Origin of the sequence: Frankia sp. AgKG'84/4, assembly GCF_023242965.2 — a bacterium.
Classification (GTDB): domain Bacteria; phylum Actinomycetota; class Actinomycetes; order Frankiales; family Frankiaceae; genus Frankia.
The window spans coordinates 1-17,381 of sequence record NZ_JALKFU020000054.1; the positions used below are offsets into that span (position 1 = coordinate 1).

A 17,381-nucleotide genomic window follows, 5' to 3' on the forward strand; every position below is an offset into this window, starting at 1 on the left:
CCCCAGGCCCGCCGCCGGCCCACACCGGGGCACCCGCAACGGGGTCACCTCCACGCTTCGCACGCCGGCGGCCGCATCGCGGCCCGGCGGTGACAGGGCCCGTGAGACGACCCGACGTGCCGCTGTCCACCTGCACCGCGACGGCGCGGACGCCGGCGCCGTAATCACGAGTAGTAACCGGAGGAGTGCGTGACCGAGTTCTTCAACCTGGTGGTGGCGGGGCTGGTCACCGGCGCTCTGTACGCCATCCTCGCCTCTGGTCTGACGCTGACCTACCAGACATCGGGCGTGTTCAACTTCGGACAGGGCGGGATCGCCTTCTCGACCGCGTACCTGTTCTTCCAGCTCAACACCGGCCAGGGCCTGCCGATCGTGCCCAGCGCGATCATCTGTGTGCTGGTCTTCGCCCCGCTGCTGGGCTGGATTCTGCACAAGGTGCTGTTCAACCCGCTGCGCGAGGCATCCATCGCGGCCAAGATGGTCGGCACCCTCGGCCTTCTCATCGCCCTGCCGGCACTGTGCCTGTGGATCGTCGCGATGCTGAAGGACAAGGCGCACTGGAAGCTGCCCGCGGTCGAGGACGTCTTCCGGATCCCCGGCCTCGGGCCGAGCCCGAAGGAGAACTACACCTTCGGTGACGGCCTGGTCATCGACACCGACCAGCTCGCGATGCTCGGTGCGGCGATCTTCTCTGCGGTGCTGCTGTGGCTGCTGGTCCGCCACACCCGTATCGGCCTGGAGATGCGCGCCTCGGTGAGCCGGCCGAAGATCGCCGCGCTGCGCGGCATCGACCCGGACCGCGCCTCCGCGGTCTCCTGGGTCACCTCCTGCGGCCTCGCCGGCCTCGTCGGCGTGCTGCTGGCGCCGATGTTCGGCCTCGGCGGCTTCACCTTCAACACCCTGCTGTTCATCTCGATCCCCGGTGTCGTGCTGGCGCGTTTCGCCTCCATCCCGATCGCGATGGGCGGCGGCCTGCTGCTCGGCGTCGTGCAGAACCTCGTCGCCGGCTACGTCGACGTGAACATCACCGGGTTCCCGACCGCGGTGCCGTTCATCGTCCTGTTCCTGCTGCTCATCTACTTCGGCGCCGACCAGGGCCGGCGCGGCGGCACCACGCTGGAGGAGAAGCCACCGGCGGACGCGCCGACCGGCGCCCGCTTGCAACGACGCCGGGCCCTGTGGATCGCGCTGAGCGTCGGACTGGTCGCCTACACCGCGTTCGGCGCGACGGACTTCTGGGCGGGCCTGCTGGCCCAGGGCATCGCCACCGCGATCGTGCTGCTGTCGTTCACCGTCCTTACCGGCATCGGCGGAATGGTCAGCCTCGCGCAGGCCGCGTTCGTGCTCTCCGGCGCGTTCACCGCCGGCAATCTCCTCTCCCACGGCGTGCCGTTCTTCCCGGCGCTGATCGCCGGTACGGTCGTGGCCGCCCTCATCGGTCTGATCGTCGCGCTGCCCACCCGCCGTCTCGGCGGCCTGCCGCTGGCCCTGTCCACCCTGGCGCTGGCGTTCATCGGGCAGAACCTGCTGTTCCAGATCGGTGACATCTCCAACGGCTCCGGTGGTTGGGGCGTCCGCCCGCCGGACCTGGGCATCGTCGACACCACCAACCCGCGCTGGCTGATCGTGCTGCTGCTGGCGCTGCTCGCGCTGGTCGTCTGGCTGATCCACTCGCTGCGCAACTCCAGCACCGGCCGCGCCATGCTGGCGGTGCGCTCCACCGAGGTCGGCGCGCGTACCAGCGGTATCGCCGTCGGCCGGATGAAGCTGCTGGTGTTCGTCATCTCCGCCGGCATCGCCGGCTTCGGTGGCGTTCTGCTCGCCGCGAGCCGTGGCCGGGTCACCAACACCGACTACGACGTCACCCTCGGCCTGGTCTGGCTCGCGACGACGGTCACCTTCAGCATCCGCCGGCCCGCCGGTGCCATCCTCGCCGGCCTGGCCACCACCCTGTTCCCGCAGGCCCTGGAGTCCGTGCCGGCGTCGAGCTACCTGATGCAGGTGCTGTTCGGCCTCGGCGCCATCGGCCTGGCCCGCGAGCCCGACGGCTCACTCGCCGCCATCGCGAACGTCCCGAGCCAGATCCGGCAGCGCCGGGCGGCCAAGACGGCGAAGGCCACCGCGACGGCGGCACGGGAGCAGGCCGCGGCGGACAGAGCCGCGACGGCCCTCGCCACGGCCACCGATCGCGACGCCGCCCCGGTCGCGACGCCCGACGCACCAGCCCCGGTGCTGCGGGTCAGCGGGCTGCATGCCGGCTACGGCGAGATCGAGGTCCTGCACGGCATCGACCTGACCATCGCGCCCGGCGAGGCACTCGCCCTGCTCGGCGGCAACGGCGCCGGCAAGAGCACGCTGTGCTCCGCCATCGGCGGACTGCTCAACCCGATGTCCGGCAGCGTCCACCTGGGCGACCACGAGGTGACCCGGGTACCCGCGCACAAGCGGGAACGCGACGGCGTCTACCTCGCTCCCGAGGGCCGCGGCATCTGCCCCGAGCTCACCGTCGAGGAGAACCTCGCCCTGTGGCTGCGCGACGCCGACGAGCGCGACGGCGCCTACGCCGCCTTCCCGGTGCTCGGCGAGCGCCGCACCCAGCTCGCCGGTGCCCTCTCCGGTGGTGAGCAGCAGATGCTCACCCTGGCCCCGGCGCTGGTTCGCCCGCCGCGCCTGCTCGTGGCCGACGAACCGTCACTGGGCCTCGCGCCGCTCATCATCGACCAGATCTTCGATGCGCTGCGCCAGCTACAGGCCCGCGGCACCGCGCTGCTGATCTCCGAGGAGAAGACCCGCGACGCCCTGGCCATCGCCGATCGGGTCGCCTTCATCACCGTCGGACACATCACCTGGAGCGGCCCGACGGCCGAGGTCGACTCGGAGCGGCTGGCCACCGCCTATCTCGGCATCAACGCCACCACGGGTGCGGGCAGCGGACCGGACACCCCCGCCGCCATCACCGGCGGCGACCCGGCCAGCACTACCGTGGCCGCGACGCCCGACACCGCTACCCCGGCCGTCACCACCCCGGCCGTCACCACCCCGGCCGTCACCACCCCGGCCGTCACCAGCACCGAGACGGCCGGCACCTCGGCCGCCGGCGCCAGCAGCGCGACGGGTTCCGCGGCCAACAGGGCCGCGGGGGCCCCGGCCACGGAGACCGGTGGCACCGCGAACATCGGTGGCACCGCGAACACCGGTGGCACCGCGAACACCGGTGGCACCGCGAACGGAGCCTCCTCGGCCAACGGGGCCACGGAAGCCTCGGAAGCCACGGACTCAGGTAGCTCCGCGAGCGGCACGCCCGCCGCCAACGGTGCCACGGAGGCCACGGCCAAGGACGCGACCAGCACTCCCGCGACCGGCGGCGGCGCTTCGGTGGACGTGCTCGACCCGCCGCTGGACTCGGTCAGCGCCGCGCCGGCCCGTTCGAGCGCCGAGACCGCCAAGGAGTAATGGGATAGCGGTGGTGGAGGCCAGCCCGGACGGCGCGACCCGCGCCGAGCCTGGCCCGCCGCAGGCGGGGACGGGGGCGGCACCGGAGAAGATTTTCCGGTGCCGCCCCCGTCCCGACCGAGATCACCCGAGAAGTCCGCCTCGTGTCGGTGAATTTCCAGAGCGTTAGCGTTCCACCGCAGTCCGAGCACAGGGTGCGAGGGAATACTCCCTCATCTGGGTAACCTCGATGACCACCACTCGTATACTTGCTGCAAGACGTGCGGGATCAGTCTCTCAGCGGTCGGGCGCGAGCCCGGCTCCCGCCGCCACCGGTCGAAGGTGCGCACCGCCGCGCGTCCCTCGTGTGACCTGAAGGAGCGCGGTCATCCCTCCGAACCGCCGGACAGCCACCGCCGGGCCCCTCGCGCCGCTCAACGGCGGTCGTTCGATCGTCGACCGCCGCAGCAGCGGGAGCCAGGTCGCCGACCACATCCGCGGGCTGATCTTCGCCGGCGCCCTGCGGCAGGGCGATCATGTTCGGCAGGACGAAATCGCCGAGGAACTCGGTGTCAGCCGGATTCCGGTGCGCGAAGCCATGATCGCCCTGGAGAGCGAGGGCTGGATTTCGATCGAGCCACACCGCGGCGCGTTCGTGCACGGGCTGGACGAGAACTCGGTGCGCGATCACTATGCCCTGCTCGGCGCCCTCTACGCCCTGGCCGCGGAACGGGCGACCGAGCGCGGCGACGCGGATGGCCTCGCGAAACTGACCGAGGACGAGCAGGATCTGCGGATCGCCGAGACCTCCGACGACGTCCAGCACGCCAACGAAGCCTACCTCCGGCAGGTCTTCGCGATGGCCCACTCCCCCCGGCTCTCCTCCTTCTCCCGGCTGATGACCAGCGTCATTCCCGGGAATTTCTTCGCGGCGGTGCCCGGGTCCATTCCCTCGCAGAAGCGCGGGATCAGCGCCGCGCACCGGGCGATCAAGGCGGCCGACGGTGCCCGCGCGTCAGCGGAGTTCGTCCAGCTGCTGCGCCACCACGGCGAGCTGGTCATCGAGCTGCTCAAGGACCGCAGCATCCTCTGGTCCCCGGCGGACTGATCGATGCCGGTGGTGGTCCGCAGACCGCCCCGGCCAGCCCTTCACGCTGCCCGAGCCCCAGGCTCTTGGGGCGGCTTGGGGCGGCTTGGGGCGGCTTGGGGCGGCTTGGGGCGGCTGCGCGATTGTGACCGCGTGCACACGACCGCGGTCACCTGCCGAAACCAAGGTCATCGCCGTCGGTGCCTGAGCCGCGGCGCCTCGGGAAGCGCATCGTCGCGCGCTTCCCGAGAGCGCGGGTCTCACACCTTGGGCACCACGAGGGCGTCGACGGCGGCGACGCCCTTCCCGGCCGGACGCACCATGATCGGGTTGATGTCGAGCTCGGAGATCCGCTCGCCGAGGTCGACGGCGAGGTCGCGCAGCCGCAGGATCGTCTCGACCAGGGCGTCGATGTCACCGGCGGGTCGGCCGCGGGTGCCGCGCAGTAGCTTCACGCCCTTTGTCGAGTCAACGACGGCGCGGGCACGGTCCGCGTCGAACGGCGGCACGGCGAAGGCGACGTCGGCGAAGACCTCGGTGAACACGCCGCCGAGGCCGAAGGTGATCGTCGGCCCGAACGGCGCCTGGTGGGACAGGCCGAGGATGACCTCGGCGACCGCGTCGGTGATCATCTCGGCGACGACGACGACGCCGTCGACGCGGGCGGCCGGCGCGGCGCTCGCCGCGGTGGCGACCAGGCGCTCGTAGGTCTCGCGGGCGGCCCCCGCGTCCGCGACGCCGACCGCGACGAGGCCCAGGTCGGACTTGTGGGCGATGTCCGCCGAGGCGATCTTCATGACGAGGGGGAAACCGAGCCCGGCGGCGGCCTCCACGGCCTCGTCGGCGGAGGTGGTGAGCTGCTCGGCGGCGATCGGGATGCCGTAGGCGGACAACACCCGCTTCGAGTCGACCTCGTTGAGGGTCGCCTGGCCGGCCGCGGCGTCGAGCACCGCGAGGGCCTGCTCCCGCGCGGTCGGCGCGGCGAGCGCCGGTGCGACGCCCGCGGCGAACGGGCTGCGGTAGTTCCGGTGGAACGTCGAGTACCGGCCGAGCTCGCCGAGGCCCCGCACGGCGGCGGTGAACGAGTGGAACAGCGGCACGCCCGCGGCGCACAGCGCCCGGTAGGCGTCGTCGTCGCGGATCGGCGACGTCCACGCCGCGATCACCGGCTTGCCCTGCCCGGCGACCGCCTTCTCGTGCAGCGCGATGAGGTCGCGGGCCAGCGCGTCGCTCATCCCGGGGAACACCCCGGTGATCGGCGCGAACAGCACGTCGACGTTCGGGTCGGCCAGCATGATCTCCAGGACCCGCCGGTTCTCCGGCTTGGCGGTGATGACACCACCGGAGTCCAGCGGGTTGTCCTTCTTCAGGTACCAGGGGACGAACTCGCCGAGCGCCGCGACCGTCTCGTTGGTGAACGTCGGCACCGGCACGCCGAGCGTCCCGCACAGGTCAGCGACATGGGAGGCGGTGCCGCCGGACATGGCGTAGACGGCGACGCCGCCGGTGCCCTCGAGCAGCCCGGTGTGGCAGAACATCCCGGAGATCTCGATGACCTCGTCGAGGTCGTCGACGCGGATGACGCCGTACTGCTCGAACACGGCGTCGTGAACGGCGTCCGGGCCGGTGAGGTGGCCGGTGTGGGCGGCGGCCATCGCCCGGCCGGCCTCGCTGCGCCCGACCTTGATCGCGACGATCGGGATGCCGGCCCGCGCGCAGGCGTCGGCGGCGAGCATGAAGCTGCGGCCGTTCTGGAAGCCCTCGACGTACGTCGCGATCGCGCCCACGGGGCGGTTCTCGGCGAGATAGCCGGCCATGTCTGCCCACTCGATGTCGGCCTCGTTGCCGAGCGTCGCCCAGATCTCGATGCCGATGCCCAGCACCTGGCCCTGGGTGATCGGCCGGCCCTGGTAGCCGGACTGGCTGATGATCGCGAGCTTGCGGCCGGGCAGGCCCTGCTGCCACGGCTCGAAGATGTTCAGGTTGGTGTTCGGGCCGATGATCCGGGTGTCACCGGCGGCCAGCTCGCGCAGTCTGCGCTCGGCGGCGTCGCCCTCGGCGGTGCCGAGTTCGGAGAAGCCGGCGGAGAACACGATCACGAAGGCGGCGCGGCTGGCGACGGCCTGCTCGACCATCGGCAGCGGGTCGCGGACCAGGACCACGACGACGTCGGGGTCCTCGGGCAGGTCGGCGAGGCTCGGGTATGCCTTGACGCCGAGGATCTCGGGCTTCTTCGGGTGGACCGGGATGACGTCGGCACCGAGGGCGCCGAGGCGTTCGCGGACCTGCGTCCACTGGGCCCGCTGCGGGCTGCCCTCGGTGTCGGTCGCGCCGACGACGGCGACGACGCGGGGGGTGAACAACCGCGACCAGTCGATGTGCCGTAGCGCGACGTCGGTCGGGGTCGGGCCGGTCGGGGTCGGGCCGGTCGGGGTCGGGCCGGTCGGGGTCGGGCCGGTCGGGGTCGGGCCGGTCGGGGTGGTCGGGGTGGTCGGGGTGGTCGGGGTGGTCGGGGTGGTCGGGGTGGTCGGGGTGGTCGGGGTGGTCGGGCCGGTCGGGGCGGGTGCTCGGTCTGCCCCGCGAACCCGACCCGTTCCACGGCAGGCCGTGGCGCGACGTGCCCCGAAGCTGAGGCCCCGATGACACAGGAATACCAGAGCCTGCGGGTCTCCCGGGACGGCCCGGTCGGCTGGCTGGAGCTGCACCGGCCGCGCTCGGGCAACGCGATGGACGCGGCGATGCTCGACGAGCTGCCCCGCGCCTGGGCGGAGCTCGATGACGACCCGGACGTCCGGGTCATCGTGAACGTCGGCGCCGGCCGGGACTTCTGCACCGGCCTGGACGTCGGCCAGCTCGGCCGGGACAAGGCCGCGCTGCGCGAGCAGTCCCGGCGCACGAAGCGGGCCGAGCTGCGGATCACCGGCTGGCACTGCGGCGTCGTCAAGCCGGTGATCGCGGCGGTGCGGGGCCGCTGCGTCGGCGGCGGGCTGCACTTCGTCGCGGACGCCGACATCGTGCTGCTCGGCTGGGACGCGGTGTTCATCGACTCGCACGTGTCCGTCGGCCAGGTCACCGCGTTCGAGGGAATCGCGCTGACCCGCAAGATGGCCGCCGAGACGATCATGCGCCTCGCGCTCGCCGGCCGACACGAGCGGCTCGGCGCGGCCCGCGCCTACCAGCTCGGGCTGTCGAGCGAGATCGTCGACCCGCCGGAGACGCTGCGCGAGCGCGCCGCGGCGCTGGCCGCGACGATCGCCCGCAACTCCCCCTCGGCGATGGCGGCGTCCAAACGCGCGCTGTACCGGGCGCTGGAGGCCGGACTGACCGAGATGTGCCAGGCCGCCGCCGCCGACCTCGTCGGCATGTGGGGCCATCCGGACCAGATCGAGGGCCCCGCGGCGTTCGTCGAGAAGCGCGAGCCGCGCTGGGCGCCACTCGAGGCTGCTGCGCCGACCGGCGCGAAAGGCGTGAGGCGGACATGACCGTGACTCCAGACGCGAGTGCCGAGACCGTGGCCGAGGCCGTGGACGAACACGTCTACCCCTGCTACGAGACGCTGCTCGTCTCCCGCCGCGGCCACATCGGCTGGCTGATCAACAACCGGCCGAAACAGCTCAACGCGATGAACAACCAGATGCGCGACGAGTTCGCCCGCGCCTGGCGCGCACTTGACGACGATCCCGGCGTGCGGGTCATCGTGCACACCGGCGAGGGCCGGGCGTTCCAGACCGGCGCCGACGTCGCGGAGATCGCCACCGACGGCGTCGGCATGGAGCGCTACCGGGCCGAGGCGGAGAAGTTCGACCTGTACTTCACCGCCTGGCACCAGAAGGTCACCAAGCCGGTGATCGCCGCCGTCAACGGCCTGTGCGCCGGCGGCGGGTTCCACTTCGTCGCCGACGCCGACATCGTCATCGCAGCGTCCACCGCGAAGTTCTTCGACCCGCACGTGTCCGTCGGCCAGGTCGTCTCGTTCGAGCTGATGGCGCTGCTGCGCAAGATGCCGTTCGAGCCGGTCATGCGGATGGCGCTCACCGGCGTCCACGAGCGGATGCCGGCCTCGCGCGCCTACGAGCTGGGCATGGTCAGCGAACTCTTCGAGCCCGAGAAGCTGCGCGATCGTGCCGCCGAGATCGCCGACGCGATCGCCCGCAACTCCCCCGTCGCGATGCGCGCCACCAAGCGCGCGCTGTGGGGCGCGCTCGAGGACGGCCTGACCGCCGCCTGCCGCACCGGCGCCGCGCACCTCGTCTCCGTCTGGGGCCACCCCGATCAGCTCGAGGGCCCCGCGGCGTTCGTCGAGAAGCGCGAGCCCCGCTGGGCCGAGCTCACCCCCGACACCGACCCGACGGCCCCCGCGCGAGCCTCGCGACCACCGGCTCCGTGAGCACGGGCTCCGCGGCCCCCAGCGCCGCAGCCACGAGCGAGGGAGACCCGGCGTGAGACTCGTTGACCTGCTTGAGGAACGGCCGGACGACGAGAGCACCCCCGCGGTCTTCGTGGGCGACCTGGAGATGAGTCGGGCGGCGCTGCGCCGCAGTGCGACCGCCCTCGCGGACGTGCTGCGCACCGTCGGGGTCCGCCCCGGTCAGCCTGTCGCGGTGATGCTGCCCAGCGGCGCCGAGGTCATCTCGGCGATGTTCGGCGCGTGGACCGCCGAAGCGGTGTACGTCCCGCTGAACCCGCGGACCTCCGACGACGAGATCGCCCACCTCGTCGAGGCCGTCGCGCCCGCTGCCATCGTCACCCTCCCGCAGTGGGCCGACCGCCACACCGCCGGCGCCCTGCCCATCGTCGTCGCGGCGACCGCCCCCGGCGCGGACACCCCGAGCACCTCCCCCGCCGCCAGCACCAGCGATCCAGCCGCCGCCAGCACCAGCGATCCAGCCGCGGCGAGCACCGAGATCGGCTGGGCCGAGGCGGTGCCGGGGCGGCGCGCGCCCGACGTGCCGGCGCACGACGGGGACATCGCGCTGGTCCAGTTCACCTCCGGGACGACCGGCCGGCCCAAGCCTGTGCTGCTGCGCCACTCCGGCTACCTGGCATTGCTCGAGCCGGTGCTGCGCAAGCTCGTCGGCGACAAGGCCGCCGGTTCGCTCGCCGCGCGCAAGGCCCCGATGCCGAACCTCATCCCGACGTCGATGTCGCTGTCCGCCGGGATCTACAACGTGCTGTTCGCCTTCCGCGTCGGCGCGCCCGTGGTGATCCTCGAACCGTTCACGCCGGTGTCGTTTGCCACCGCCGTGGCCCGCCATGGGATCCGCTCCACGGTGCTGCCGCCGGCGGCGATGAACATGCTGACAGACGACCCGGCGGTCACCTCGGTCGAGCCGCTGCGCTACGTCCGCGGGATCACCGCGCCGCTGTCGCCGCTGCGCGCCCGGATGTTCCGCGACAAGTTCGGCGTCACCGTGCTGAACTGCTACGGCCAGACCGAGATCGGCGGGGAGATCGTCGGCTGGAACGCCGCCGACGCCCGCGAGTTCGGCGAGTCCAAGCTCGGCTCGATCGGCCGCCCGCACGCCGGCGTCATTCCCCGCTTCGTCGGCCCCGACGGCAATGACGTCCCCGAAGGCGAGCAGGGCGAACTCCACGTCCGCACCCCCGCGGTCTCCGCCGGCTACGCCGATGGCTCCGCGCTCGGCGACCGCATCACCCCCGACGGTTGGTTCCGCACCGGCGACATCGCCCGCATCGACGCCGAAGGCTTCCTCTGGATCGAGGGCCGCGTCTCCGACATGATCAACCGAGGCGGCCTGAAGGTCTTCCCCGGCGAGGTCGAGGAGGTCATCCGGCTCTCCCCGGAGGTCGCCGACTGCGCCGTGGTCGGCGTCCCCGACGACCGCCTCGGCGAGGTCCCCTGGGCCTTCATCGTCCCCCGCGAGGGCACGACGTTCGACGCCGCGGCCCTGCGCGAGGCCGCCCGCGCCAAGCTCGTCCCGTACAAGGTCCCGGCCCGCTTCGTCGAGATCGACGAGCTCCCCCGCACCGAGGTCGGCAAGGTCCGCGCCGGCGACCTCGTCCGCCTCGCCACCCAGCCCACAGGCTGATCCACCGCACACTCCGGTGGTCGATTCCCCCGCCCAGCAGGCCCCCGCGTCCCGGCCTGGTCGGGGGCATCGCCACGTCGTCACACCGCCACACCGTCACACCGCCACACCGCCACACCGCCACACCGCCACACCGCCACACCGCCACACCGCCACACCGCCACACCGCCACACCGCGGCTGACGCTGGTCCATCCCCGGACCGGTGGCCCGTCCGTCCCTCGAGCCTTCGCACGCCGCTCTCCCGGCGCGGACCGTGTTCCAGCAGCCGCCTGCCGGTCTCGTGCCCCTGCTGGGTCCGTCCATCGGCGGGCTCGTGAGACTGGCTGTCCGAGGCTCGCCGTCAGGTCAGGGGGTCAGGGGGTCAGGGGGTCAGGCGGCCAGGCGGCCAGGCGGCCAGGCGGCCAGGGGTCAGACGGCCAGTGGTCAGACGGCCAGGTCGGACAGGTCAGTGAGATCCGGGGGGAACTGGTTGTAGGGGTTGCGGCGGGGGCGGCGGAGCGGGTCGATCCGGTGGGGTGGGATGTAGCTGGGGCGTTGGTCCGCGCCGAAGACGATCTCCCAGCCGTCTCGGTGGACTCTGCGGTGGTGTTCGCGGCAGAGGAGCACCAAATTATGTGGCGCGGTGACTCCATCGTGTAGCCAGTGGATCACGTGGTGGACCTCGCACCAGCTTGGAGGGTTGTCGCAGCCCGGGAACGTGCAGCCTTGGTCTCTTGCCGCGACAGCGCGGCGCACGTGAGGCGGGGCGGTGCGGGCTGTGCGGCCGACGTCGAGGGGTAGGCCGTCGGGGTCGAGGATGATGCGGCTGATGGCCGCGTCGCAGGTCAGGCGGGCCAGCACGCTGCGTGGCAACGGCATGCCCCAACTCGTCGAGGCGGCCGCGGCCCCGGTGCCGACGAGGGTCGCCCAGGGAATCGTGACCGTCAGGTGTGGCCGGGTGCCACCGGAGGCCGGCACGGTGTTCGCGCTGAGTGCCCGGCCGACCAGCTCGATCAGCGCGTCGGCACGGCGGCGGGCGGGACTGCGCCGATCAGGCACGGCGTCCTCGCCCGGGCGGGGCGCGGCAAGGCCATCCAGCGCGGTTCGCAGCAGGGCGGCGCCTTCGGCGTCGAGTTCACCGTGGATCAGCGTCGTACCCTCGGGGGTGTCGGTCAACGTGAACCGGCGCACCGCCGCCGGATCGGGGCCGGTCCCACCGCCGTCCAACCGGTCCTGAGCTGATCCGCCAAGACCCGCCGCATCACCACGACGGCCGTCATCGCCGCAGACCCCACTATTGACTCCGTGGTCGCCGCGACCGCCGACGGCGTTGTCAGCACCCGTCGTGCTGCCCGTCGTCTCGTCGCTGCGCGGAGCATCCTCGCCGTTCGGGCGATCGGACTCAGCACGGTCGCGCGCGGAGGGGTCATCTCGCCCACCCGACCCGGTAGGGCGTTCCGGATCCGGATCGGAGCCGCCTGGAGATCGATCGACGGTCGTGAGATGTTCCCGCAGGCGGGCGGCCAGCCTTGTCAGCTGGTACGGGTCGAACACCCGCGCCTGCTCGAGCAGGTACCGCTCGGCCGCGGCACGCTGCCCGGCCGAGGTCTCGCGTGGCAGTCGGCGCACTGTCTCGCAGATCACCAGCGCGTGCTCGACGCTGATCTCCGCGGCTGCCAGCGCGGCGCCCGTGGCCTGGCAAGGCCCCTCCACAGTGTCCCGGGCGAGCTCCACCTGGCGACGCGCCGCTCCCGGCGCCAGCACCAGCCGTTCCCGCAGCCACCCGGGCAGATCAGCCGCGCCGTTGCGCACCGCGAAGCCGCGGTCCCTGGCCTCGACCAGCACCTGACCCCGCGCCGCCGCCAGCTGCGCGGTCAGCTCGTGCAGTGCCACCATCGACTGTTCCAACTCGCCGTCGGAGAGCCGCCACACGTCGCCCGTCAACAGGCCCTTGGCCTGTTCCCCGATCGCCACCAGCCGGTCAGCGATCCCTGTTGGCGGCTCCTGCGCCGACCCGCCCACACCGACGTCGCACTCCTCGATGACCATGAAACGACCGTAGATCCCGCAACCACAAGCCGTCGAACACATGTTTGAATCTGTGGATAACGCTCCCCCGGCCGCCGCATCCTGGGGATACATGTCCACCGCCAGCGCGGGACCCTGTCCTGCCGACGAGTCGGCATGACGACCGTCCAGAGAACGGTCGAACCCGCAAAAGGGCCTCCACGGACGACCGCCATGCATCACCCCAGGACCTCCGTCCCCCGCCCCGAGCGCTGAACAGCACGGCGTGGGCGATGAGGCGAGAGAGCGAGAGGGCGAGGAGCCGGCCGTTGACGACGAGCGAGATGGGCTGTGGGTCGGCGAGTGGCAGGTCGGCGAGTGGCAGGTCGGCGAGTGGCAGGTCGGCGAGTGGCAGCTCAGCGTTCGGGCTGCGCCGCCGCGAACGGCGACAGGGCTACTCGGACTCGGCGCGGATGCGGTCGCGGAGTTCGAACTTGACGACCTTGCCGGTGGCGTTGAGCGGCAGGGCATCGACGACTTCGACGCGGCGGGGGACCTTGTAGTTGGCCATCCGCTCACGGCTCCAGGTGATGATGTCCGCCGCCGTCACCGTCGCGCCGGTGCGGGGGATGACGAAGGCCATGCCGACCTCGCCGAGGCGCTCGTCGGGGATGCCGATGACGGCGACCTACGCGAGGTCGCCGCGCTCGAGGAGCATCGCCTCGATCTCGGCGGGGTAGGCGTTGAAGCCGCCGACGATGAACATGTCCTTCTTGCGGTCGGTGATCGTGACGTTGCCGGCGGAGTCCTGCACGCCGATGTCGCCGGAGTGCAGCCAGCCGTCGGCGTCGATCGTCTCGGCCGTGGCCTGCGGGTTGTCGAAGTAGCCGCGCATCACGTTGTAGCCGCGGATGACGATCTCGCCGGGCTCGCCGGGCTCGCCGGGCGGCAGGGGGGCGCCGGCGTCGTCGACGATGCGCACCTCGACGCCGGGGATCGCCCGCCCGGAGGTCCGCGCGATCGTCTCGGGGTCGTCGGTGCGGCGGCACGCCGTCGCCGTCCCGTGCGTCTCGGTCAGGCCGTACGCGGTCAGCACCGTCTCCAGGCCGAGTTCGGCGCGCAGCCGGCGGATCAGTTCGACGGGCACGGCCGCCGCGCCGGTGACGGCGGTACGCAGGCTGGACAGGTCATAGCCGGACAGGTCCGCGTTGAGGATCGTCTGGTAGATGGCGGGCGGCCCGGGAAGCATCGTGATCTTCTCCTCGGCGACCCGGCGCATCACCGAGGGCACGTCGAACACCGGGTGCGGCACCAGCGTCGCGCCGACCAGGATGCACGCCAGCAGGCCCGACTTCAGCCCGGCGGTGTGGAAGAACGGGTAGACGAGCAGGTAGCGGTCACCGTGGCGCAGGCCGACGAGCTCGGACCACCAGCGGTAGACCTCCGTCGAGCCACCGTGAGTGAGCATCGCCCCCGTCGGCGCGCCCGTCGTCCCGGAGGTGAACACCAGGTCGGACAGGTCGTCGCCGGTCAGCGCCGCCGTGCGGGCGGCGACCTCGACCGCGAGCGGGCCGTTCTCCAGCTCGGCCTCGTCGCCGCGGGCGATGAAGTCCGCCCAGCCGGTGGCGCCGTCGCGGCCGGCGGCGTTCATCAGGACGATCTCGCCCAGCGCGGGCAGCTCCGGCTGGGCCTTGAGCATCGCCAGGTAGTCGGTGTCGAGGAAGCCGTCGACGAGGAACAGCAGCTTCGAGCCGGCGGTGCGCGGGATCCGCTCCGCCTCCGGCCCCTTGAACCGCGAGTTGATCGGCGCGAGCACCGCCCCGGCCTTGTACGCGCCGAGCGCGGCAAGCACCCACTCGCAGGTGTTCGGCGCCCAGATCGAGATCCGGTCACCGGCCTGGACGCCGGCGGCGACGTACGCCCGCGCGACCCGCGAGGAACCGGCGTCGAGGTCGGCGAAGGTGATCCGCTGGTCGCCGTCGACGATCGCCTCGTCGTCCGGCCAGCTCCGCGCGGCGCGGGCGATCGCCCCGGGGATCGTGGCCGGCACCTGCGCCGCCACCGGATCCGGGTTCGTGCTCCCCGCGGTTGCCACGTCGCCGCCCGTGGCCGCACTGCTGGTCCTGGCCGTGTCCCATGCGGCGGTTGCCGCCTCCGGTCGCGCGTTCATCCGCCGCCACCCTTCGCCGTTGAGGAGCTTCCGCCGGTCGAGGAGCTTCCGCCGGTCGAGGAGCTTGCGCCGGTCGAGGAGCTTGCGCCGGTCGAGAAGCAAGGCCCGCCGTCCCCACCGGCTGGACCTTCGGAGTTACCGCTGGCCGGGCGCAACAGGCGTGGATTATATAAGATATCCAAACTGGGACGCTGCGGCGACGGTTTACCGGGTTTCGCGCCCGGACGACGCTCCGTGACGAAGGGAGGGCCGGCATGCCCGACGCGACAAAGCCGCTGGCGGGGGTCCGGGTAGTCGACGTGTCGATGCTCGGTCCGGGCGCGCTCACCACCCAACTCGCCGACCTTGGCGCCGATGTGACCAAGGTGGAGCCGCCCGGTGGCGACTACGTGCGCCGGATGGTCTGGCCGTTCATCGAGGGAGTGTCGCTGCTGCACTGGCACATCTCCCGGGGCAAGCGCAGCATCGAGATCGACCTGCGCACCCCCGAGGGCGTCGGGGTGTTCCTGGACCTGGTCCGCTCGGCGGACGCGGTCGTCGAGGCGATGCGCCCGGGCGCGCTCGAGCGCCGCGGCCTGGGGTATGAGGCGCTCAAGGTGGCCAACGCGCGCATCGTGCTCGCGTCGATCTCCGGCTACGGCGCCTCCGGTCCGTACCGCGACCTGCCCAGCCACGGCATCGCCTACGACACCTGGGCGGGTGTCGTCGCCCCGGCGACCGACGAGGACGGGTTCACCTACCTGCCCGAACACGCCTCGATCGGCATCCACGCGGGCCCCCTCTACGGCGCGCTCACCCTGGTCTCGGCGATCCTCGCGGCCCGCGAGACCGGGCAGGGCCGCCACGTCGAGGTCGCCCAGTCCGACGCCGCCGCGGCGATGGACTGGATGCGCATCGAGACCTACAAGGCCTACCAGCGTCCCGAGGACGAGGTCACCGGCAACCCGTCGGACAACTACGAGCGCCGCGAGCCGGGATCCGGCGGCATGCGTGACGCCGTCCGCTATCAGGTGTATGCCACCAGCGACGGCCACGTTCTGTTCATGGCCTCGGAGCGACGGTTCTGGAAGAACTTCTGCGCCGGCGTCGGCCGCATCGACCTCTACGAGGCCGCTCCCGGCTCGGAGTACGCCGACCACGCCCGCGGCAACCTCAAGCTGCGCGACGAGCTGCGCACGATCTTCGCGACGCGGACGACCGCCGAGTGGGTGACGTTCGGCGGCGAGGTCGACACCCCGCTCTCGCCGGTGAACACCCCGCGCTCGATCGAGACCGACCCGCAGTTCGTCGAGCGGCTGCCGTGGCTGCCCGCCGAGGACCTGGTCGCCGACGAGCTCCCGTTCCCGGTGCGCCTCGACGGCCGCAACCCGGTTCCGTCGCGCCGCGCGCCGAAGCCGGGCCAGGACACCGCCGAGATCCTCGGCGAGATCGGCTACGACGAGGCACGGATACGTGACCTGCGTGACTCCGGCGCCTTCGGCTCCACCGACAACTAATACTGTATACATTTTCGGATCATCGGCCGGCGGCGGCAGCGTCCGCCGGCCGACCCGGCTGACAAGGAAGGGCGAGCCATGGGTTTGCTCGACGGCAAGGTCGCGATCGTCACCGGTGCCGGCCACGGCATCGGCCGTGGTCACGCGCTCGAACTGGCCAAGCAGGGCGCGAAGGTCGTCGTCAACGACCTCGGTGGCTCCGTGCGCGGCGAAGGCCAGGGCCGGGCCGCGGACGAGACCGTCGCGCTGATCGAGAAGCGGGGCGGCACCGCCGTCTCCAACTACTCCGACGTCGGCGACTACGACCAGGCCGGCGAGCTGGTCAACCGCGCGATCGAGGCGTTCGGCAAGCTCGACATCCTGGTCAACAACGCCGGCATCGTGCGCGACGCGGTCATCTGGAACATGCCGGTCGACGACTTCGACGCCGTCATCCGCGTACACGTGCGCGGCACCTGGTCCACCAGCTCCCACGCGGCCCGCTACTGGCGCGCGGCGGCCAAGAGCGGCGAGACCGTGCGCGGCCGGATCATCAACACCACCTCCGGCGCGGGCCTGGGCGGCAACTTCGGCCAGAGCAGCTACGCCACCGCGAAGGCGGCGATCGTCGGCCTCACCCAGACGCTCGCGCTGGAGCTGCTGCGCACCGGCGTCACCGTCAACGCCGTCGGCCCCTCCGGCCTGACCCGGATCACCGCCAGCATCCCGGGTATGCCGGAGTCGTTCGAGCCCGACGAGGTCGCGGACGACGAGTGGCACGCCATGGACCCGTCGAACAGCTCGCCGCTGGTCGCCTGGCTCGCCAGCGACGAGGCCGACCACGTCACCGGCCACGTCATCCGTTCCATCGAGGACCGGATCATCTGGATGCAGGGGTGGAAGGAGCGCAAGACCATCACCGCGGGTGGGAAGCGCTGGGACCCGACGAAGCTCGGCGACGTCATCAACCAGGACCTGTTCGAGACGCGCGCCCCCGGCATGCGGTTCTGACCAGCGACCCACAGCGGTAGGTGTCATGGCGATCGACCTCGCGGCGCTGCTCGACCCGTCGCACACGGTGCTTCTCACCCAGGAGCTCCAGAAGGGCGTCGTCGGCGAGCACAGCGCGCTGCCGGCGCTGGCCGCGGCCGCCCGCGACAGCGGCGCGGTGGCCAACGC

The 17,381-nt window shown here is 72.1% G+C and carries 11 protein-coding genes; 7 read left to right on the forward strand and 4 right to left on the reverse strand.

Translation table 11 applies throughout. The features are described 5' to 3' along the window. The first annotated feature begins 189 nt into the window (after window positions 1–189). Complete coding sequence (locus MXD58_RS06280; protein WP_248840312.1) at window positions 190–3,453, forward strand: ABC transporter permease subunit; 3,264 nt, start codon at window positions 190–192, stop codon at window positions 3,451–3,453. 430 nt (window positions 3,454–3,883) lie between these two features. Then, window positions 3,884–4,540: a GntR family transcriptional regulator gene (locus tag MXD58_RS30590; protein WP_308301913.1), complete on the forward strand. Its 657-nt coding sequence runs from the start codon at window positions 3,884–3,886 to the stop codon at window positions 4,538–4,540. 239 nt (window positions 4,541–4,779) lie between these two features. On the opposite strand, the gene MXD58_RS06290 is transcribed toward MXD58_RS30590, so the two are convergent. Beyond that, the gene (locus MXD58_RS06290) at window positions 4,780–6,882 is read right to left on the reverse strand and encodes an acetate--CoA ligase family protein (RefSeq protein ID WP_248840313.1); all 2,103 of its coding nucleotides are present in this window, start codon (window positions 6,880–6,882) and stop codon (window positions 4,780–4,782) included. Window positions 6,883–7,158: 276 nt separating this feature from the next. Here MXD58_RS06290 and MXD58_RS06295 point away from each other — a divergent pair, with 276 nt between their 5' ends. From MXD58_RS06295 to MXD58_RS06305, 3 genes are read left to right on the forward strand one after another with little or no spacing between them, the layout of a single operon-like run. Then, the gene (locus MXD58_RS06295) at window positions 7,159–8,001 is read left to right on the forward strand and encodes an enoyl-CoA hydratase/isomerase family protein (RefSeq protein ID WP_248840314.1); all 843 of its coding nucleotides are present in this window, start codon (window positions 7,159–7,161) and stop codon (window positions 7,999–8,001) included. Next, window positions 7,998–8,906, forward strand: coding sequence for an enoyl-CoA hydratase/isomerase family protein (locus MXD58_RS06300; protein WP_248840315.1), 909 nt, complete (start codon window positions 7,998–8,000; stop codon window positions 8,904–8,906). Before MXD58_RS06295 ends, MXD58_RS06300 begins: the two co-directional genes overlap by 4 nt. Before the next feature lie 52 nt (window positions 8,907–8,958). Continuing rightward, complete coding sequence (locus MXD58_RS06305; protein ID WP_248840316.1) at window positions 8,959–10,569, forward strand: class I adenylate-forming enzyme family protein; 1,611 nt, start codon at window positions 8,959–8,961, stop codon at window positions 10,567–10,569. A gap of 425 nt (window positions 10,570–10,994) precedes the next feature. Here the strand turns inward: MXD58_RS06305 and MXD58_RS06310 are convergent, their stop codons facing one another. The 3 genes from MXD58_RS06310 to MXD58_RS06315 form a co-directional block, all read right to left on the reverse strand. Continuing rightward, entirely contained in the window at window positions 10,995–12,599 is a 1,605-nt protein-coding gene (locus MXD58_RS06310) for an HNH endonuclease signature motif containing protein (protein ID WP_248840317.1), read from the reverse strand. 412 nt (window positions 12,600–13,011) lie between these two features. Beyond that, window positions 13,012–13,236: an AMP-binding enzyme gene (locus MXD58_RS31610; RefSeq protein ID WP_308301914.1), complete on the reverse strand. Its 225-nt coding sequence runs from the start codon at window positions 13,234–13,236 to the stop codon at window positions 13,012–13,014. 9 nt (window positions 13,237–13,245) lie between these two features. Continuing rightward, window positions 13,246–14,829, reverse strand: coding sequence for an AMP-binding protein (locus tag MXD58_RS06315; protein WP_308301912.1), 1,584 nt, complete (start codon window positions 14,827–14,829; stop codon window positions 13,246–13,248). Between the two features lie 152 nt (window positions 14,830–14,981). Between MXD58_RS06315 and MXD58_RS06320 the strand changes: the two genes are divergently transcribed. Next, on the forward strand, window positions 14,982–16,223 hold the full coding sequence (locus tag MXD58_RS06320) for a CaiB/BaiF CoA transferase family protein (protein WP_248840318.1): 1,242 nt from the start codon (window positions 14,982–14,984) through the stop codon (window positions 16,221–16,223). A gap of 78 nt (window positions 16,224–16,301) precedes the next feature. Next, entirely contained in the window at window positions 16,302–17,213 is a 912-nt protein-coding gene (locus tag MXD58_RS06325; protein WP_248840319.1) for an SDR family NAD(P)-dependent oxidoreductase, read from the forward strand. Window positions 17,214–17,381 lie beyond the last annotated feature (168 nt).

Excerpts from the sequence above, each read along its gene's own strand:
- MXD58_RS06310 (WP_248840317.1), bottom strand. The coding sequence starts at position 12,599 with ATGGTCATCGAGGAGTGCGACGTCGGTGTGGGCGGGTCGGCGCAGGAG.
- MXD58_RS06295 (WP_248840314.1), top strand. The coding sequence starts at position 7,159 with ATGACACAGGAATACCAGAGCCTGCGGGTCTCCCGGGACGGCCCGGTC.
- MXD58_RS06320 (WP_248840318.1), top strand. The coding sequence starts at position 14,982 with ATGCCCGACGCGACAAAGCCGCTGGCGGGGGTCCGGGTAGTCGACGTG.
- MXD58_RS06300 (WP_248840315.1), top strand. The coding sequence starts at position 7,998 with ATGACCGTGACTCCAGACGCGAGTGCCGAGACCGTGGCCGAGGCCGTG.
- MXD58_RS06325 (WP_248840319.1), top strand. The coding sequence starts at position 16,302 with ATGGGTTTGCTCGACGGCAAGGTCGCGATCGTCACCGGTGCCGGCCAC.